This is a genomic window from Variovorax sp. AC103 (genome assembly GCF_979254005.1).
In genome coordinates this window covers 103,527-118,252 of the sequence record NZ_CEEDFC010000012.1, presented here as the reverse complement: position 1 = coordinate 118,252, position 14,726 = coordinate 103,527, and the positions used below count along the sequence as shown (strand labels likewise).

Annotated in this window: 15 protein-coding genes; 8 read left to right on the top strand and 7 right to left on the bottom strand. The window is 62.3% G+C overall.

The window, feature by feature from the left end:
• Window positions 1–13: 13 nt before the first annotated feature.
• Complete coding sequence (locus tag AC0IYU_RS18710; RefSeq protein ID WP_472120129.1) at window positions 14–1,996, bottom strand: sensor histidine kinase; 1,983 nt, start codon at window positions 1,994–1,996, stop codon at window positions 14–16.
• Between the two features lie 115 nt (window positions 1,997–2,111).
• Between AC0IYU_RS18710 and AC0IYU_RS18705 the strand changes: the two genes are divergently transcribed.
• The 3 genes from AC0IYU_RS18705 (at window position 2,112) to AC0IYU_RS18695 (ending at window position 4,321) form a co-directional block, all read left to right on the top strand.
• Window positions 2,112–2,906 (top strand): response regulator transcription factor, encoded by a 795-nt coding sequence (locus tag AC0IYU_RS18705; RefSeq protein ID WP_472119951.1) that lies wholly within the window; start codon window positions 2,112–2,114, stop codon window positions 2,904–2,906.
• 141 nt (window positions 2,907–3,047) lie between these two features.
• Window positions 3,048–3,953 carry a response regulator gene (locus AC0IYU_RS18700; protein ID WP_472119948.1) on the top strand — a complete coding sequence of 302 codons (906 nt, stop codon included), beginning with the start codon at window positions 3,048–3,050 and terminating at the stop codon, window positions 3,951–3,953.
• 44 nt (window positions 3,954–3,997) lie between these two features.
• Window positions 3,998–4,321, top strand: coding sequence for a hypothetical protein (locus AC0IYU_RS18695; RefSeq protein WP_472119946.1), 324 nt, complete (start codon window positions 3,998–4,000; stop codon window positions 4,319–4,321).
• Between the two features lie 282 nt (window positions 4,322–4,603).
• Here the strand turns inward: AC0IYU_RS18695 and AC0IYU_RS18690 are convergent, their stop codons facing one another.
• Window positions 4,604–4,882, bottom strand: a complete 279-nt coding sequence (locus tag AC0IYU_RS18690; protein ID WP_472119943.1) for a hypothetical protein — start codon at window positions 4,880–4,882, stop codon at window positions 4,604–4,606.
• 171 nt (window positions 4,883–5,053) lie between these two features.
• Window positions 5,054–5,935 carry a LysR family transcriptional regulator gene (locus AC0IYU_RS18685; RefSeq protein WP_472119940.1) on the bottom strand — a complete coding sequence of 294 codons (882 nt, stop codon included), beginning with the start codon at window positions 5,933–5,935 and terminating at the stop codon, window positions 5,054–5,056.
• Window positions 5,936–6,185: 250 nt separating this feature from the next.
• On the opposite strand from AC0IYU_RS18685, the gene AC0IYU_RS18680 reads away from it, so the two are divergent.
• The 3 genes from AC0IYU_RS18680 to AC0IYU_RS18670 all read left to right on the top strand — a co-directional run bounded on the left by AC0IYU_RS18680 (window position 6,186) and on the right by AC0IYU_RS18670 (window position 9,283).
• Complete coding sequence (locus AC0IYU_RS18680) at window positions 6,186–6,959, top strand: SDR family oxidoreductase (protein ID WP_472119937.1); 774 nt, start codon at window positions 6,186–6,188, stop codon at window positions 6,957–6,959.
• Between the two features lie 19 nt (window positions 6,960–6,978).
• On the top strand, window positions 6,979–8,061 hold the full coding sequence (locus AC0IYU_RS18675; protein WP_472119934.1) for a polysaccharide deacetylase family protein: 1,083 nt from the start codon (window positions 6,979–6,981) through the stop codon (window positions 8,059–8,061).
• An 850-nt stretch (window positions 8,062–8,911) separates the two neighbouring features.
• A complete protein-coding gene (locus tag AC0IYU_RS18670; RefSeq protein ID WP_472119931.1) occupies window positions 8,912–9,283 on the top strand; it encodes a hypothetical protein in 372 nt (123 codons plus the stop codon).
• 312 nt (window positions 9,284–9,595) lie between these two features.
• Here AC0IYU_RS18670 and AC0IYU_RS18665 read toward each other — a convergent pair whose 3' ends face one another.
• From AC0IYU_RS18665 to AC0IYU_RS18650, 4 genes are all read right to left on the bottom strand, one after another.
• Window positions 9,596–9,901 carry a hypothetical protein gene (locus tag AC0IYU_RS18665; protein ID WP_472119929.1) on the bottom strand — a complete coding sequence of 102 codons (306 nt, stop codon included), beginning with the start codon at window positions 9,899–9,901 and terminating at the stop codon, window positions 9,596–9,598.
• A gap of 484 nt (window positions 9,902–10,385) precedes the next feature.
• Window positions 10,386–11,792: a GAD-like domain-containing protein gene (locus tag AC0IYU_RS18660; RefSeq protein ID WP_472119927.1), complete on the bottom strand. Its 1,407-nt coding sequence runs from the start codon at window positions 11,790–11,792 to the stop codon at window positions 10,386–10,388.
• Window positions 11,793–11,885: 93 nt separating this feature from the next.
• Complete coding sequence (locus AC0IYU_RS18655; RefSeq protein WP_472119924.1) at window positions 11,886–12,083, bottom strand: hypothetical protein; 198 nt, start codon at window positions 12,081–12,083, stop codon at window positions 11,886–11,888.
• Between the two features lie 144 nt (window positions 12,084–12,227).
• Window positions 12,228–12,503, bottom strand: a complete 276-nt coding sequence (locus tag AC0IYU_RS18650) for a hypothetical protein (protein WP_472119921.1) — start codon at window positions 12,501–12,503, stop codon at window positions 12,228–12,230.
• 371 nt (window positions 12,504–12,874) lie between these two features.
• On the opposite strand from AC0IYU_RS18650, the gene gcvA reads away from it, so the two are divergent.
• Window positions 12,875–13,780, top strand: coding sequence for a transcriptional regulator GcvA (gene gcvA, locus AC0IYU_RS18645; RefSeq protein ID WP_472119919.1), 906 nt, complete (start codon window positions 12,875–12,877; stop codon window positions 13,778–13,780).
• A 73-nt stretch (window positions 13,781–13,853) separates the two neighbouring features.
• On the top strand, window positions 13,854–14,681 hold the full coding sequence (locus tag AC0IYU_RS18640; protein ID WP_472119916.1) for an EamA family transporter: 828 nt from the start codon (window positions 13,854–13,856) through the stop codon (window positions 14,679–14,681).
• Window positions 14,682–14,726: the final 45 nt, after the last annotated feature.

Sequence of the window (14,726 nt, the reverse complement as noted above, 5' to 3'; positions counted from 1 at the left end):
GCGCGTTACCTGATCAGTTTCGGGCTGCGGGCAGCTGCATCACGAAAGAAGAGCCCATGCGCGAAGTTGCCCTGAGCAGGATGTCACCACCGTGCAGCCGAGTGATGTCGCGAGACAGGTGCAGGCCGAGGCCGGTGCCCGGCACCGCAGACGCACTTTCGGCACGGAAATATCGCTCGAAGATGCGCTCTATGTTTTCCGGCGCGACTCCTGCACCCTGATCCGTCACCATGATGTCGATCTGGCCGTCAATCTCCTGTAGCTGGATGCTCACCTGGGATTCGACGGGGGAGTACTTCAGCGCGTTGTGAACCAGGTTGCGAAGTGCAATGTCCAGCAAGGCGGGATCGCCGCGAACCACCGCGGGCGAATCTTGCAGATCGAGCGCCAGTCGCGAGGGATCCGCGATGTGGAGGCTGTCGCACAACGCGCGCGTCAATGCCGCCATGTCGACCCGTTCCGGAAGCATCGTCCTGCCGCCGGATTGCAGACGGTCCGCTTGCAATACATTCTCGATCAGCATCGTCAGGCGCTGCACGGAACGCCTGATGCGCTCTGTGCGCAGCTTCACGGCGGGTTGCGCACCGTGACGGGAGATGTCGAGTGACTGCGCCGCCGCGTCGATGACTGTCAACGGCGTGCGGAACTCATGGGAAACCATCGAGACGAACTCTCGTTGCTGCGTGATCGCCTTGCGTTCCACGTCGAGCGATTGCACCAGCTGTCGCTCCAGGCGGGCGCGCGCTGCGATCTCTTCGTGCAGGGTGGTGTTCGCTTGCGCCAGTTCGCGCGTGCGCTTCACGACCGTGGACTCCAGTTCACGCTCGGCCTCACGGCGCACAGACAGCACCTTCTCCCGTTCCAGGCGCACGTCGCGCTCCGCGCGGCGTGTGCGGTCGGCCACCGCCGCGTTCAGCAGCACGAGGTGCATCATGCTCCCGACGACGTAAAGGCGCTCGGGCTGCGCGCCGGGCAACAGGTCGCCCAACCACAGCTTCAGGAGCCCGTAGACACCCAGGACGGTGCCCACCAAGAAGGCCGAAGCCGGCAATAAGTATTTAAACTGGCGGCGCACGACGAGCAGGTAGCCGACGAAGAGGGCACCGAACGACGTCGAAAGCACGCTTCCTGCGCTGACCCACGCCACGATGAGCGTGTAATGAGGCGTCAGCGCCACAACGAACGCCAGCAGGTTGAACACGGTGATCGCGCTGAAGAACACTGCTGCCGGCTTCCAATGCCGCCGGAATCCGAAGATGCGGGCCATGAAGGTGGTCGCGACGGCGTTGAATAGACAGTTGACGACCACAAGGGTCTGGGCGACCCGTGCGGGGTGCGAATCGAGGAACCACTGGGCCACAAAGCCCTGTCGGTTGAGTGTCAGCGCGGCGACACCCAGGACGTACAGCGCATAGTGGCCATAGAGCGTGTCCTTCAGCCAGAACATGAAGATCAGGTTCATGCACACCGACAGCACCACCGCACCCAGCAGCAAACCAATCACGACATAGTCCGTTGTCCGCTCCCTCGCGAAGCTGAGCGGTTGCCAGAGGTCGAGCTCGGCGCGCAGGGCGGGCCCCTCGTTGCGCAGGCGCAAGAAGTAGGTGGCGGGCGCCGTCGACAACGCCAAGGGGAAAACAATGTTGTGGTCCGGAATTTCGCGCAGTGCGTAGGGCTGGCGATCGCCAAGGTCGATGCGCGTGAAGCCGCCGTGGCCGTCCGGCGAGTACAGCACCGCTTCATTGATGCGCGGCGGACGAATGCGCAGTAGCCAGTCTGCCGGGGCATCCGGTGCGCGAGAAAGGACCAGGCGCAGCCACACGGCGTCGCGGCTGAATCCTTCCTGTACCGGACCACCGAGCGGCGCAAAACCGCGGCTCTGCGGGCCGGCGCTCGCCATGTCAGCAATCTCCCAACGGCCTGCGGGATCGCGCTGGATTTCGGCCGCGACGGAAAGATCGAGCGGTTCGTGCAGGCCGTCCGAGGCCGAAAGCACCAACGCGCTGGCGTAGGGCGCGAAGCAGCCAAGGCCAAGCGCTGCGCACGCACACAGGAATCGGCGAAGAAAGACAAGCCAACTGCCGCAGCGGTCGCAAGAAGACGGAAGGCACATGGTTGCGCAGCCTGCATTGATGGGGGATCTGCGTGCCACCGGCGCGCGAGCACGTCTTTATACTTCGCGACGAATGCAACCCGAGAGAGACGCCCCCCTGTTTCGCATCCATGTGATCGAGGACGACGAGGACATCCGTGAAGAAACGGTGTTCGCGTTGAGCGAGCTGGGCTTCGAGGCGCTGGGCTTTCCCGAAGCCACCTCGTTCTACAAGGCTTTCGCCGTTGCGCCTTGCGACATCGCCGTGGTGGACATCGGCCTGCCCGGTGAGAGCGGACTGTCGATCGTGTCGCATCTGCGGGCAGCCCGCGGCGTGGGCGTGGTGCTGTTCACGGCCCGCGGCAGCGTGCAAGACCGGGTGCTGGGGCTGCGCGAGGGGGCCGACGCCTACCTCGTGAAGCCGGTGAACATGATGGAACTGGCGGAAACGCTCAGGGCCGTCGGGCGACGGCTGCATGACGAACGGGGCGCCGGAGCATCGTCCCCTCGGGCGACTGAACGTCCGCCCGCGCAGTGGTCATTGCGGGACAGCGGTTGGGTGGTCAGCAACCCGGATGGCCGCCGAATGACGCTCACGGCGACCGAGCGATCCTTTCTCGGTTGCCTTTTCCAGCAGCGTGGCGCGCCGGTGAGCCGCGACGATTTGATCGTCGCGCTGGGCGGCAACGTGTTCGACTTCGATCAACACCGGATCGATGCGCTCGCGAGCCGCCTGCGTCGCAAGGCAGAGAAGCTCGGCATGCGTTTGCCGGTGCAGTCAGTGCGTGGCACGGGCTATGTCTTTGTGGGTTGATGCCACAGCGCTGGCAAGGCGCCACCTTCTGGCGGGCCGCATGGTCAGGAACGGTGAGGAACCGTCAGAAATCGACCATGCTTGTGAGCGATGGAGCCGGCACGATGCAGGTTGTCGAACCATGACGAATCTGCCCGATACATGTTCACGAGATTGCTGGAGCGGCCCCATTGCGGGATCGCGGCTGCCCGCCATTCACACGCCAGTGCCGCCGCGCGGCATGTCTCTTCGCTTCGAGCCGCGGACCGGTGCAGCCCCTCGGCCGCTCCCGGACACATCCTGGTCATTGAAGGAGACACGAGGGACCAGCAAACCATCCTGAAGGTGTTGCGCCCGGCGGGACACCGTATCAGTCTGTCTGCCGAGGGCATCGAGGGCTACCGTCGCACGACTGCGCTCCAGCCCGACCTGATCCTGCTGGATGTGGGTCCCGGCGTGCCGGCAGCCCTTGCGACGGCGCGGCTGTTGAGCGCCGATCCCTTGACTTCGCACATTCCGGTGATCTTCATGACCGCCCGCGCGACACTCGAGGCGCGGCTTGGGAGCCTTCAAGAAGGCGCGGTCGACTGTGTGCAAAAGCCACTCGAGGCCGACGAACTGCTGATGCGCGTGGCAGTTCACCTCGCGCTGACGCGGCGCACCAGCGCCGGCGTTCAAAGTCGGGATAAGGGATTGGATGATGAAGGCGATGTCCGCATCGAGCGCGTGGCATACGACGCGGAAAAAGTCCTGGTGCAGGCCGCGTTGCGAATCGTCGAAGCCGACCTTGCCAACGTCCCGCCGCTTCCGGTGTTGGCGGTTCAGGTAGGTACACATGAAAAGCGCCTGTCGTGGGCGTTCCGCGCGCACACCGGTCAGACGGTGTTTGAATTCGTGCGTGCGGCAAGGCTGATGCGAGCTTGCACGCTCCTGCGGGAATCCGCACTCAGCATTGAGGAGGTGGCGCAGGCCGTGGGCTTTTCCAGTGCAGCCAACTTTTCTACCGCGTTCCGCGCGCGTTTCGGCTGCACGCCTTCCTTCTATCGCAAGCGGGATGCGCAGACGTGACATGCACCGTCGAGAAAGGCCGTCCCTTAGACCACCGGTCGGTCATGAAAGATCTTTCGACAACCGGGGGACGCTTGTTCTGCGTCACGGTGGAAGGCTCGCAAGCGACGCTCAGCGACACCATGGTCGCCGCAGCACTCTATCTGCAGTCGCTTGAAGAACACTTCGGCAGTGCCGAGAAAATGCTGATGTGCTTTCGGGCTTGGCAGGAAGACTCGCAGCAACGACCGGGAGATGTCTCGGATCAGCAGCAGGAGCGCGCGATGCGCTGGAGGGCTGCACATGGCCTCGCGCACCAAGCAGCTAAGCCCTGGCTGAGCAACCCGGAAGATCAGTGCTTTCGGCTCCATGTGGTTTCGGACGGCTAAAAGCCTCGTGTCAGCGGCTGGAAGCATGGTGATCCCTCTGGGCAGGGCGGTGTGATTGCGGCAAGAGTGCTCCGGCAATGAACTTGACGCAGGCAGCGAAACTGCATGGTCACCAACAAGATCGCGTGCCCACCAACTCAAAACCGGGCAGTCTTGGCAGTTCAGCATCCGCGCCCGACAGGGACGGCTCGCAGCGGCCAGTGTCGGCCTCCATCCACTGGCGCGCTGACACTCCCAGTTTGGACAGCAGGTCCAAGAGTGCATCAAGCTCGAGCGGCTTGCCTAGATGCTCGTCGAACCCCGCCGCCAAAGCGCGTTTGCGATCGTCGGGACCAGTGCGATCGCTTCCTTGGCACTGCCCGTCGTACTCACATGCGCGCCCTGGGCCGCAAGAAGCATTTCGAACATCTGCAGGGAGACTTGATCGTCATCCACGAGAAGCAGGTGCACGCCATACAGCGGCAAACTCCGCGACTCTGCATCGCTTTTTGTCTCTGATCTAAGGTTGCGAGGCAGCTCGACGGTGAACGTCGTGCCGAGGCCGATCCCTGGAGATGCCACGTCGACGCGACCTCCATGGGCTTCCGTCAGCTGCTTGACTAGCGCCAGCCCGACAGGTATGCGGCGGTTGCCAACAGTCTAGCGCCCAACAATCGCCGACCGCCTTCAGCCACATGCGCCGGAAGTCTTCGTCGGTAGCCACGCCACCGCGGCTGCCCATCAGCCCGACATTCACAGCCGTTCGGCAAGCGCTGACCCAAAGAATTCGGTGACCTGCCGCACCCTCGCCGAAATGTACTTTCGGTTAGGCCAGACCAGACTGACATCTCGGGTTTCATGAATGAAGTCGTCGAGAACTGTTACGACATCGGGGGGGCGCAGTTCGCCGGTCAACGAGGCGCGATGGAACATCCCGATGCCGACGCCTGCTTGCACGGCCGACAGGATCGTTTCGACGGTGTTGGAAGAGAGATTTCCGCTCACCCGAACACTGAATTTCCCGCGCGGTCCATTAAAGGGCCAGTTCTCGATGCCGTTGAAGATGATGCAGTTGTGGTGGGTCAGATCTCCTGGCGTCTTCGGTGTCCCATGCTTGTCGAAATAGTGGCGCGATCCTGCACACACCAGTGAACTGCTCGTCACGCGCTTGACCACGGCGTCAGGGCTGTAGGCGGGGCTGATCCGGATGGCCAGATCGACGCCTTCCGTGAGGAGGTCCTGCACCCCATCTGCCAGCTGGACATCCAGTTTCAGTTTCGGGTGAAGCGCCAGCAACTGCGGAATCAGCGGCAGGACGTGTAGCCGCCCGAACGTGGACGAAGTCGCGATCCTGACAAGCCCGGAGAGTTCGAGCGTGCTGCTCATCAGTTCGCCATCCGCCTGCGTGAGTTCCTCGAGGAAGGGCTTCATCCGTTCGTAGTATTTGCGCCCATGGTCGGTCAAGGCGACGCTGCGCGTGCTGCGATTCAGCAACTGGACGCCAAGGCGCCTTTCGAGGGCGCTCACGCACTTGCTGATGACCGACTGGGAATCGCCGATACGCCGTGCGGCGGCGGAGAAGCCGCCAGCGTCCACGACCGCCACGAACGCGGTCAATTCCTGAAATCGATCCATTGGGCTTCTTTCGGCTGCTTAACTGCGACGTAACGTTACCGCTTCCGGAATCGTCATTTATTCCAAATCGCGATAGCAGCCATTAAAAAATAGACCATTATCCGCGTTAGTCAAGCTAATTAACATAGTTGCTATGCCGACATACGGCGCGAGACGAAAGCTGGAAAAAGCGGTCGCGCGACGCCGAACGGCATGCAGCCTGAAGAGATTGCCTTGGGCTGCGCCTCGATCACTCACCAAGGAAAGAATCATGACCGCAGCTCACAATCAGCAAGAAGCAGCTTGGATCCCACCATTGACCCTGTCGGGAAAAAAGGTGGTTGTCGTGGGAGGCAAGACCGGCATCGGCCTGGGGGTCGCGCGTGCCGCGCGCGCAGCGGGTGCGACGGTCGTCGTCGCCAGCCGAAGCGTCTCGTCAGTCAAGGATCGTCCGGACCTCGCCGAGTTCTCGCAGGTCACCCTGGACATGCGTGACGAGTCGGCTGTCCGGGCAGCGTTTGACACCATCGGATCGCTGGATCACCTGGTTGTCACCGCGGCCCCCGACCTGGGAACCTGGGGCGCCTTCATGGATGCAGACATGCACGGCGTGCGAAGCTACGTGGAAGGCAAGTTCCTTGGCAGCTGGGCCTGCGCTCGCCACGGCGCCCCGCATCTGCGGGCCGGTGGGTCCATCACGTTCCTGACGGGCGGCATGGCCACCCGTCCGAAGATCGGTTTCGCGGCTGTCACTTCGTCGTTCGCCGCCGTCGAAGCGTTGGCGGGTTCGCTCGCGCTGGAGCTGGCTCCCACCCGGGTGAACACGATCCGTCCGGGCTTCATCGACACGGACATGTGGAGCTTCCTGCCTGCCGAGCATCGCGAAGGCTTGCGCAGCAAAGTGGAAGAAACATTTCCGTCACGACGCGCCGGGAAGGCGGAGGACATCGGCCATGCGGCGCTGTTCCTCATGACCAATCCCTACGTGACGGGAACTGTGATCGAGGTGTCCGGCGGTGAAAACCTCGTTCCGAGCGTCTCCTGAAATCAGGGCGAGCTTCGACATGACCGATCTCAACCTTTCCATCCGCCCTGGCGCCGACGCCGCGCGGCCGGCTCGCCGCACATTCCTGGCACAAGCAAGCGGCGCCGTTGCGGGCGCCATCGCCACCGGCGCGTTGCTGAGCGACGCGCACGCCCAGACCGCCGGCAAGACGCCAAGCCGTGCAACGGACGACGTTGCGCTCGCGTCGCCGAGCGGCAACAGGGCCTTCTGGCCGAACGGCGCTCGTCTGGCGGTCAGCGTGTCAATGATGTTCGAGGGCGGCGGTCAGCCCATCTCGGGCGCCGGCGGACTGATTCCTGAACCGATCGCCAAGGGCATTCCTGACCTGCCGACCAATGCCTACTTCGCCTACGGCCACTACGAAGGCATCCCGCGCGCGCTCGACCTGTTTGACAAGCACAACATCAAGGTGTCATCTTTCATGATCGGCGCGGCGATCAAGAACGCGCCGGAGCTGGCCCAGGAAATCGTGCGGCGTGGGCACGAGGCGGCGGCTCACGGGCCGACCTGGAGCAATTCATACAACCTGTCGCGCAGCGATGAAAAGCGCTTCATCGCGGAATCTGCGGAAGTCATTCTCCGGATCACCGGCCAACAGCCGGTGGGCTGGAACGCCTACTTTCTGCGCAACTCTGTCCACATCCTGGAAACCCTCCAGGAACTTGGCTTCCTGTATCACATCGACGAACCGAGCCGCGACGAGCCGTTCATCATTCCGGTCAACGGCAAAGACTTCGTGACGGTGCCTTACACGTTCCACTTGAACGACATTTCGGCATACCCGTTCGAAGGCTACAACCCGATAGCCTATGAACAAGCCTTGAAGGACGAATTCGACCAGCTCTACGAAGAAGGCGCGAAACGTCGTCGCATGATGCTGGTCGGATTCCATGACCGCATCAATGGACATGCCAATCGAATTCGCGTGCTGGACCGCTTCTTCACCTACGCGAAGTCCAGGCCGGACGTCTGGTTCGCACGCAAGGATGAAATTGCCCGATGGGTGCTCGCGAATCGTGCGGATACGCCGGTCCTGCAGCGTGGTCCGGCATCCATCTCTGGCCTGCCAGGTCCCGGCTGAGAACAGCCGCCGCAACGCGAGTTCGGCTTGGCCGAGCCTTGCTCGCGATCAGCAGTCCAGAGATGAAATTTGGGGCGGTCGGGGTCCGCAGCAACCAGCACCCATGCTCGCAAAAGCGGCTGTTACTGCGTCTGGTCAATCAATCGCCGGCGCTGGATCGAAGTGATTCTGCGGCTGGACCCGTTGAACTTCAAACTCGTTGGGTGGCCGTTAGGCAAGTGCTGAATGTTGGCGTTGGCGTCGTGGACCTTTTCGATGCGCAGGGCAGTCGGGCCACAAACACCGGCGAACGTCACGCAGCCGCCAATGTAGAACCGAGCAGGACCCAGAGGCTGATGCTGGTACCGATGGCGGTGCCGGCGATGCGAGCCACACGTGGCAGGCGACATCGTGTGGGGTGCCCAGTCATGCCGCCATCGCGGAAGGCGGATCGCCTCGGCAAGGCGGCACCGGCGCCTTGGATCAGAGATACCGACGGGCAGAGCTGAGTGCATCGGTGCGACGAGTTCTGCAATCGCGGGCGAAAGTCGATCCGCATCGAAGAGCCTTTGGTGCGGTGTAGCAGCGAGGGTGAGCCCGTCGAATGACGGTTCGTCGATTGCATTCGCCTGCCGGCGGCCTTGGCCGCCAGACCATGGTTGCTCGATCTCGGTGACCTCTCCTTCGGGCCGAACCTGCGCAGCGACGGCCGGCGCCCCAAGCGGTCGATCAGCTTTGTGGCACGATTCGAGCGGGTGCGTCAGCGACTGCCGGCATCTGATCAAGGCAATGCTCCGGGCCACATTGCCGACCGGCCTCGCTCCGCGTGTGTTCGGTAATCCAGGCCTATTTCTTAGGGGACTCTGTTTACATGAAAAAACTTCTCGTTCTGGTGGCTGTTGCTGCCGCTCTGACTGCTTGCTCGAAAAAGGAAGAGGCGCCTGTTGCTGCGCCGGCGCCTGCCGCCGCTCCAGCCGCGCCGACACCGGCTCCCGCAGCAGCGCCTGCTGCAGCCCCGACGACATCGGCCGCCGACCTGCCGCAAGAATGCAACGACTACTTGGCGAAGGTTCAGACCTGCGTCAGCGCCCAAAGCGGTGCGGGCGCCGATGCGATGAAGGCGAACCTGGACCAGACCAAGGCCGCCTGGGCTTCGATGGGCACCGACAAGGCGGCTCTGGGTCAGGCCTGCAAGGCTGCCTCGGACGCTTTCGCTGCACAAGCGACGGCCATGAAGTGCTGATCTGAAGATGTAGCTACTTGAATCCAACGGCGCGGGCCTGTCTTTGGCTCGCGCCCGTCCGTCCGCAGCCTTTGGCAATGGCAAATCGAGGCAGCGACAAGATGCACTGTTCGGCGCCGCATTGCCGAAAGTCGATGCATCAACGATGCGGCGGGCGGCTCATAAGCCAACTCGCGGATCGGTTGGCAAAACTGCCGGGGCCCGGATGATGGGATGGGTTGCATCGCTATCGGCACCCATCCGCATTGAGTCGGCGCAGCCTCAGCCGATCGCGTTCACGCCCTGGTCATGCAGGCGCTGCTTCAGCGGCTCTCAGCGCCCGGCCTCCCAGTCGGCAAGGCACTGTGATAGCAGGAGGTGCGAATGCACTTCTGCCGTGTCCACTGTTTTCTGTGAGCGGCACCACCCCGTTTTTTTGGTCTGCATGATGTGCACCGCGTCATAGGGCGCTTCGTCCGTCGGCACATGGCTCATGTAGAACTCGGCCTTGCGGCCGGCGCCAGAAACGACGGCCGGTAACGGTCCTTCTTGCGTTTCGGACCATGCAGTCATGACACCCTTCCAGTTGACGGACCTGACCAGCGCGATGGCCGGCTCGGTACCGTCGACGTGGCCCATGTCGGCGATGTCGGTTGAAAGAGACCAAATTGGACGTTTGTGTAAAGGAGCTTGGAATTGCGTGCGTGCGCGGTTCAACCGCTGCAACTGTTCGCTGCGTCGACGGCTTTGTTGCGCATGTCAAACCACTGATTGGCTGCGTCGGCAACGCTCTTGCCCGAAAAGTTCTCTCATGGCGCTCACCAGGGTGCGCGTGCCCCCGATCAGGCTGTCGATCTTGTCCTTACACATCGCATACCGGGTCCCACGCGGGGGGCGCAGCGACTAGACCATTGGCCGACCCGGACAGCTCGATGGGCATGACAACGGTGGCAATCGCCGCATCTTCCGCCACGTCGGTCGTCAACAAGAGCGTGAACCGAGCCTGTAAAGCCGGGCGGTCGACAACGGGCCGCGGCAGCCTCGATGCGGCCAGGGAGGCCCGGCATTTTTCACGCGTGCGGGCAGTTTTTCTGCCACTTCGTTCTCTCGGTTTGCACGCGCTTCAATCAGCCCGGCTGACGAGGACATCGCCGGTCTCGGGACCGTTGACGATAACGCCTGCCGCGTCGCGCCGCACCTCGATGCCGACGCCGCAGCGCTGCGGGTCCATCCGCCACACCCACCCATAGAGCGCGCGTCGGCTGCCCTTGGGCGACATGAGCGGCATGTTCTTCCGCAACCCACCGTCGCTTCCCAGGTTCACCCAGACCATCACGGTGTCGTCTTCCGGGTCGCTGTCGATCTCGACCTCGACGATCGTGGCCCTCAGTGGCTCGCGGCGCAGCAGCGCCTGCAGTGCCGCCGGCAGGTCTTCGAAAGGCGGAGCCTCCATGCCGCCGAAGTCCTCGACAGCAAAAGGATCGGCCAGCCGCACAGGCCGGAAGTAGTGCTCGGAACTGCCCATCGTTGCGCGCCCACCGATGGCCGTTGCCATGTCCTCCAGGCGGGCTGCCTGCAGCAGCAGCGGCTCTGCACCGCTGCGCACCAGGTACAGGCTGTCATCGTTGGCATCGCTGCCCAGCGAATGGCGAGCCAGCGCCAGGTCGAGCCGCACCAGGCAGTCGCCTTCTTCGGTCTCGAGCACGCGATACTGCCCGCTGTAGTGACGCGCGTCCGAAGCCTCGCCCGTCTTGTGATCGTTCTTCCAGAACAGCAGTTGATAGTTGCCATCCGTGCCAAGAGCGACAAGCCGGCGCCAGTCGATGTAGGTGGACAGATAAAGGCCGCTCGGGTGGTCGTCTTTTCTTTCCACGTCCTTGAAGGCAGCGCGGTAGTCGTCGGGCAGGGCTGCGCCGATGCTGTGCGGTGGCGGCGCAGGCGGCGCCTGCTCGTGGTCGACCTGCGCGCGAAGCTTCTGGTGAAGCGCGAGCGCATCCGTCCGGGCGATCTTCAGCATCTGCATGGACAGCAGCATCGAGTCGACGTGATACGCCTCGCCGGGAGCGAGCATGCCGGCCTGCTGCTGCGCGGCCTCGAGCATCGACGGCTGGATGAATTCATCGACCTGGCGCGGATCGCTCAGAACCTTGTTGAACAGATCCGCCAAGTCCCAGCTCAGGACGCTGGTGCTGCGGGTCACTGGGTTCAAGGTCGCGACGTCCTCGTCCGCTGCCGTGAGCTTTCTGTAAAAGAGAAGCGTGCCGAACGGCGTCAGTGCGATAGGCACGCGCAAGGTGGCACCGGGCGGCGAAACGATCCATCGGTCAAGCGTGGATTGCCACGCGTGCGGATCGATCAGGCAGATTTGCCGGCGGCCATAGAGGCCCATCCCGTGCTTGCGCCACAACTCAAGCAGTGCCGCGGGCAACTGTCCCTCGTACCTGCCCAGCAATTCCTTCGTCACCGGTACGCAACCGGCCTGTGGTGGGTTCGCCTTGATGAATGGATGAAGCTTGATTCGGCCGAACATGGACCTAAATTTTCGAAAAAAAAGGGAGTGGGCGGTTTGCGCAGCCGCCAACTTGACGGAAGAGCCTGACCTTGGGGCCCTCCGCCCGGGCTCTCAGGGACGATCCGGCACGTTGGGCCACTTGCCGTATGCAAGCCACCAGAGCACGCCGACATTTACCAATGGGATGAAGAACAGGATCGCCACGATGCCGGGATGGCCTGTGCGCGCGACGATCCGCCAAAGGGGTACTCCGAATATCGCAGTCGCGATCAGAAGGAGAAGCCCATGCTCGATCGAAAAATCAGTCATCTGCTTTGCCCCCTGGACACTGGGCCGCCCCGCGCCCAAGGCAGCGGCGAGGCTGGATACGGCCCCGTCGGCCGAAAGCGTGGAAACCGGGCAATGCGGCTGAATGACGCGCGAGGTGGACGGTGCCGACGAATGCCATCGAGCTCAGAGCCCGTTGGCTTCACCGCCGGCCAGACCGAAGGTGTCGGGGTGCGGAAATCTCTTTCCCGGCTTGGGAATCGCACGCTTGTGAATGGCCGCGAAGCTCATGCAACATGCCGCCCCCACCACAGGAATCAGCCACACCAGAACCAACTGGAGCGCTTGTTGCAGTGACGAGTAAAAATCGCTGCGCAACACAATCACCGTTGCGATCAGGTTGCCTGCGAGCACCGCGACGGCGACGCAAGCAATCAATAGGTACAAATGTTCGGACAACATGGTTCTCTCCCTGGCTTTCTATGGAAAGAATGTAGCGACCGGCGCGTGCCGGCGTCAATCGGTTGGCACAGTCTGACACAGGCTCGCACGACGGGCCCTGCCGAAGTTGGGAAAGATCTGCACGAAAGATCTCGTGTTGGTCGTGTGGATTTCCGCACTCGATCGCCCCCTAGGTCCATCGCGCGGTGATCCGCTGAAATGTCTTCCTCGGGCATTGCGCCTCAGGCAGGTCGAGTGCTGCATGCACATCAGCGCCCGACGGAAAGCTGGAGCACCTCGAGATGAAGCTCATCAAATTGGTCGATTAAAGGTTTTATCATGAGTTTTCGTTTATGAGATTCTGTAAGACTTCATCTCAAAGAAGCGACCCTATGAGAGATTTGCCTCCGACCGCCACTTTGCGAGCCTTTGAGGTTGCGACGCGGCACTCTACGTTCACCTCTGCTTCGGAAGAATTACACGTCACTCAAAGTGCCGTCAGTCACCAGTTAAGAAATCTTGAAGAGATCTGGGGCTTGCAGCTGTTTCAGCGAGGGAAGTCGTTGAGACTGACCCGTGAAGGTGCGGCGCTCGCGCCGATCGTGCGTGAATTCTTCACGAACCTGAACACCACACTCTCCGATCTCAGAGGGGAACAAGGCAGGATCCGGCTCAGAGTCAGCACGACCTACTCATTCGCCCTGAAATGGCTGCTCCCAAGATTGCCGGGCCTGTCGCGCCAGCATCCGGAAATCCTGGTGACGCTGGAAACCACCGACAAGGCCATCCATTTTTCGAGCACGGAATCGGACGTTGCAATCCGTCTGGGCAATGGCAACTATGCGGCTCTGTACTCAGAACTTCTGTTCAGAGAACAGATTTTTCCGGTTGCCAGCCCCGACTTCCTCAAGCGCTTCGGGGCACCGGGCGAACCGGCAGAATTGTTGCGCTATCCATTGCTGACACGCGACGGCGCGGATCTGGTGCCTAAGTGGGAACTGTGGTTCCAACAAGTTGGCGTAAGTCTTTCCTCACTCAGGGAAAGTGTCAGGTTTGCGGACACCAACATGACCATCGAGGCGGCGTTGTTGGGACAGGGCATCGCGCTGGCCCGCAGCGGGCATGTCGAATCCGAGATCAACGACGGCCGTCTGGTCAGGCTGTTCGACCTGCCGTTCCCATCCCCGGTTGCCTATTACTTTGTCTGCCCCAAGGGGATCGAGTCGCAGTCCCATGTCATCTGCTTTCGCAATTGGCTGCTTGCGGAGTCGAACAAGGCACAGCAGGACTATCGATGATTCATGAGGATTTGCTCATTGCACAATGAAGATGTTTCGCCTTGATCGAGACGCTGCGCCGCTAGCATGAAGCATGGCCGTTCCCATTGTCTTGCTAGTGCTTCTAGCCGCGTTGTTGCATGCGGGCTGGAATGCGCTGCTGCGCAGCGGACACGACAGACTGTGGTCGATGACGATCATGTGCGTGGCTGTGGCGCTGGCGAGCGCCGCAGTGGTCTTGTTCCTGGCGCCTCCGGCCAGCTCCAGCTGGGTCTATGCGTGCCTTTCGGCGGGGCTGCACGTTGGCTACAACCTGTTCCTCGTCCGCAGCTATCGCGTCGGGGATCTCGGGCAGACCTACCCGATTGCACGCGGTACTTCTCCCCTGCTGGTCACGATGGCGGCCTCCGTTTTCGCCGGAGAGCGGGTGGGATCGGGCGCGCTGCTTGGGATTGCCCTGGTATCCGGCGGGATCGTGTTTCTGGCCTTCAAGGGACGCAGGCTTGCCGTTCCGAGCCTGCCGTACGCGCTGGGAACCGGCTGTTTCATTGCTGCCTACAGCGTGGTAGACGGGATCGGTGTGCGCCTGTCGGGGGCCCCGATGGCTTACACGGCGTGGATGTGTGCCTTGTGGGGCATCCTGATGCCTTTGGTGTTCTGCGCACTGCGCGGCGTAGGCAGTCTCTTCACGATGCGTCCGGGATTCATCACGGCGCTCATTGGCGGGCTGGTCTCGCTTGTGGCCTATGGACTCGTCGTCTATGCCATGTCCAAGGCGCCCATGGGCGCGGTATCTGCATTGCGTGAGACCAGCGTGGTGTTTGCGACGCTGATCGGCTATTTCTTCCTCGGCGAGACACTGACGGCCCGCAAGCTGCTGGCTTGCTCGGTCATCGCCATCGGCACGATCGCCATCGGCTGACGGTCGCGCGAGCATCGGTAGCCAGTGACAACCATCGAAGGCGAT

Bases quoted from the DNA above. Each gene is read 5' to 3' on its own strand.
- AC0IYU_RS18705 (WP_472119951.1), top strand. From the start codon at position 2,112: ATGGTTGCGCAGCCTGCATTGATGGGGGATCTGCGTGCCACCGGCGCG.
- AC0IYU_RS18700 (WP_472119948.1), top strand. From the start codon at position 3,048: ATGTTCACGAGATTGCTGGAGCGGCCCCATTGCGGGATCGCGGCTGCC.
- AC0IYU_RS18695 (WP_472119946.1), top strand. From the start codon at position 3,998: ATGAAAGATCTTTCGACAACCGGGGGACGCTTGTTCTGCGTCACGGTG.
- AC0IYU_RS18685 (WP_472119940.1), bottom strand. From the start codon at position 5,935: ATGGATCGATTTCAGGAATTGACCGCGTTCGTGGCGGTCGTGGACGCT.
- AC0IYU_RS18680 (WP_472119937.1), top strand. From the start codon at position 6,186: ATGACCGCAGCTCACAATCAGCAAGAAGCAGCTTGGATCCCACCATTG.
- AC0IYU_RS18675 (WP_472119934.1), top strand. From the start codon at position 6,979: ATGACCGATCTCAACCTTTCCATCCGCCCTGGCGCCGACGCCGCGCGG.
- AC0IYU_RS18670 (WP_472119931.1), top strand. From the start codon at position 8,912: ATGAAAAAACTTCTCGTTCTGGTGGCTGTTGCTGCCGCTCTGACTGCT.
- AC0IYU_RS18665 (WP_472119929.1), bottom strand. From the start codon at position 9,901: ATGGGCCACGTCGACGGTACCGAGCCGGCCATCGCGCTGGTCAGGTCC.
- AC0IYU_RS18660 (WP_472119927.1), bottom strand. From the start codon at position 11,792: ATGTTCGGCCGAATCAAGCTTCATCCATTCATCAAGGCGAACCCACCA.
- AC0IYU_RS18655 (WP_472119924.1), bottom strand. From the start codon at position 12,083: ATGACTGATTTTTCGATCGAGCATGGGCTTCTCCTTCTGATCGCGACT.
- AC0IYU_RS18650 (WP_472119921.1), bottom strand. From the start codon at position 12,503: ATGTTGTCCGAACATTTGTACCTATTGATTGCTTGCGTCGCCGTCGCG.
- gcvA (WP_472119919.1), top strand. From the start codon at position 12,875: ATGAGAGATTTGCCTCCGACCGCCACTTTGCGAGCCTTTGAGGTTGCG.
- AC0IYU_RS18640 (WP_472119916.1), top strand. From the start codon at position 13,854: ATGGCCGTTCCCATTGTCTTGCTAGTGCTTCTAGCCGCGTTGTTGCAT.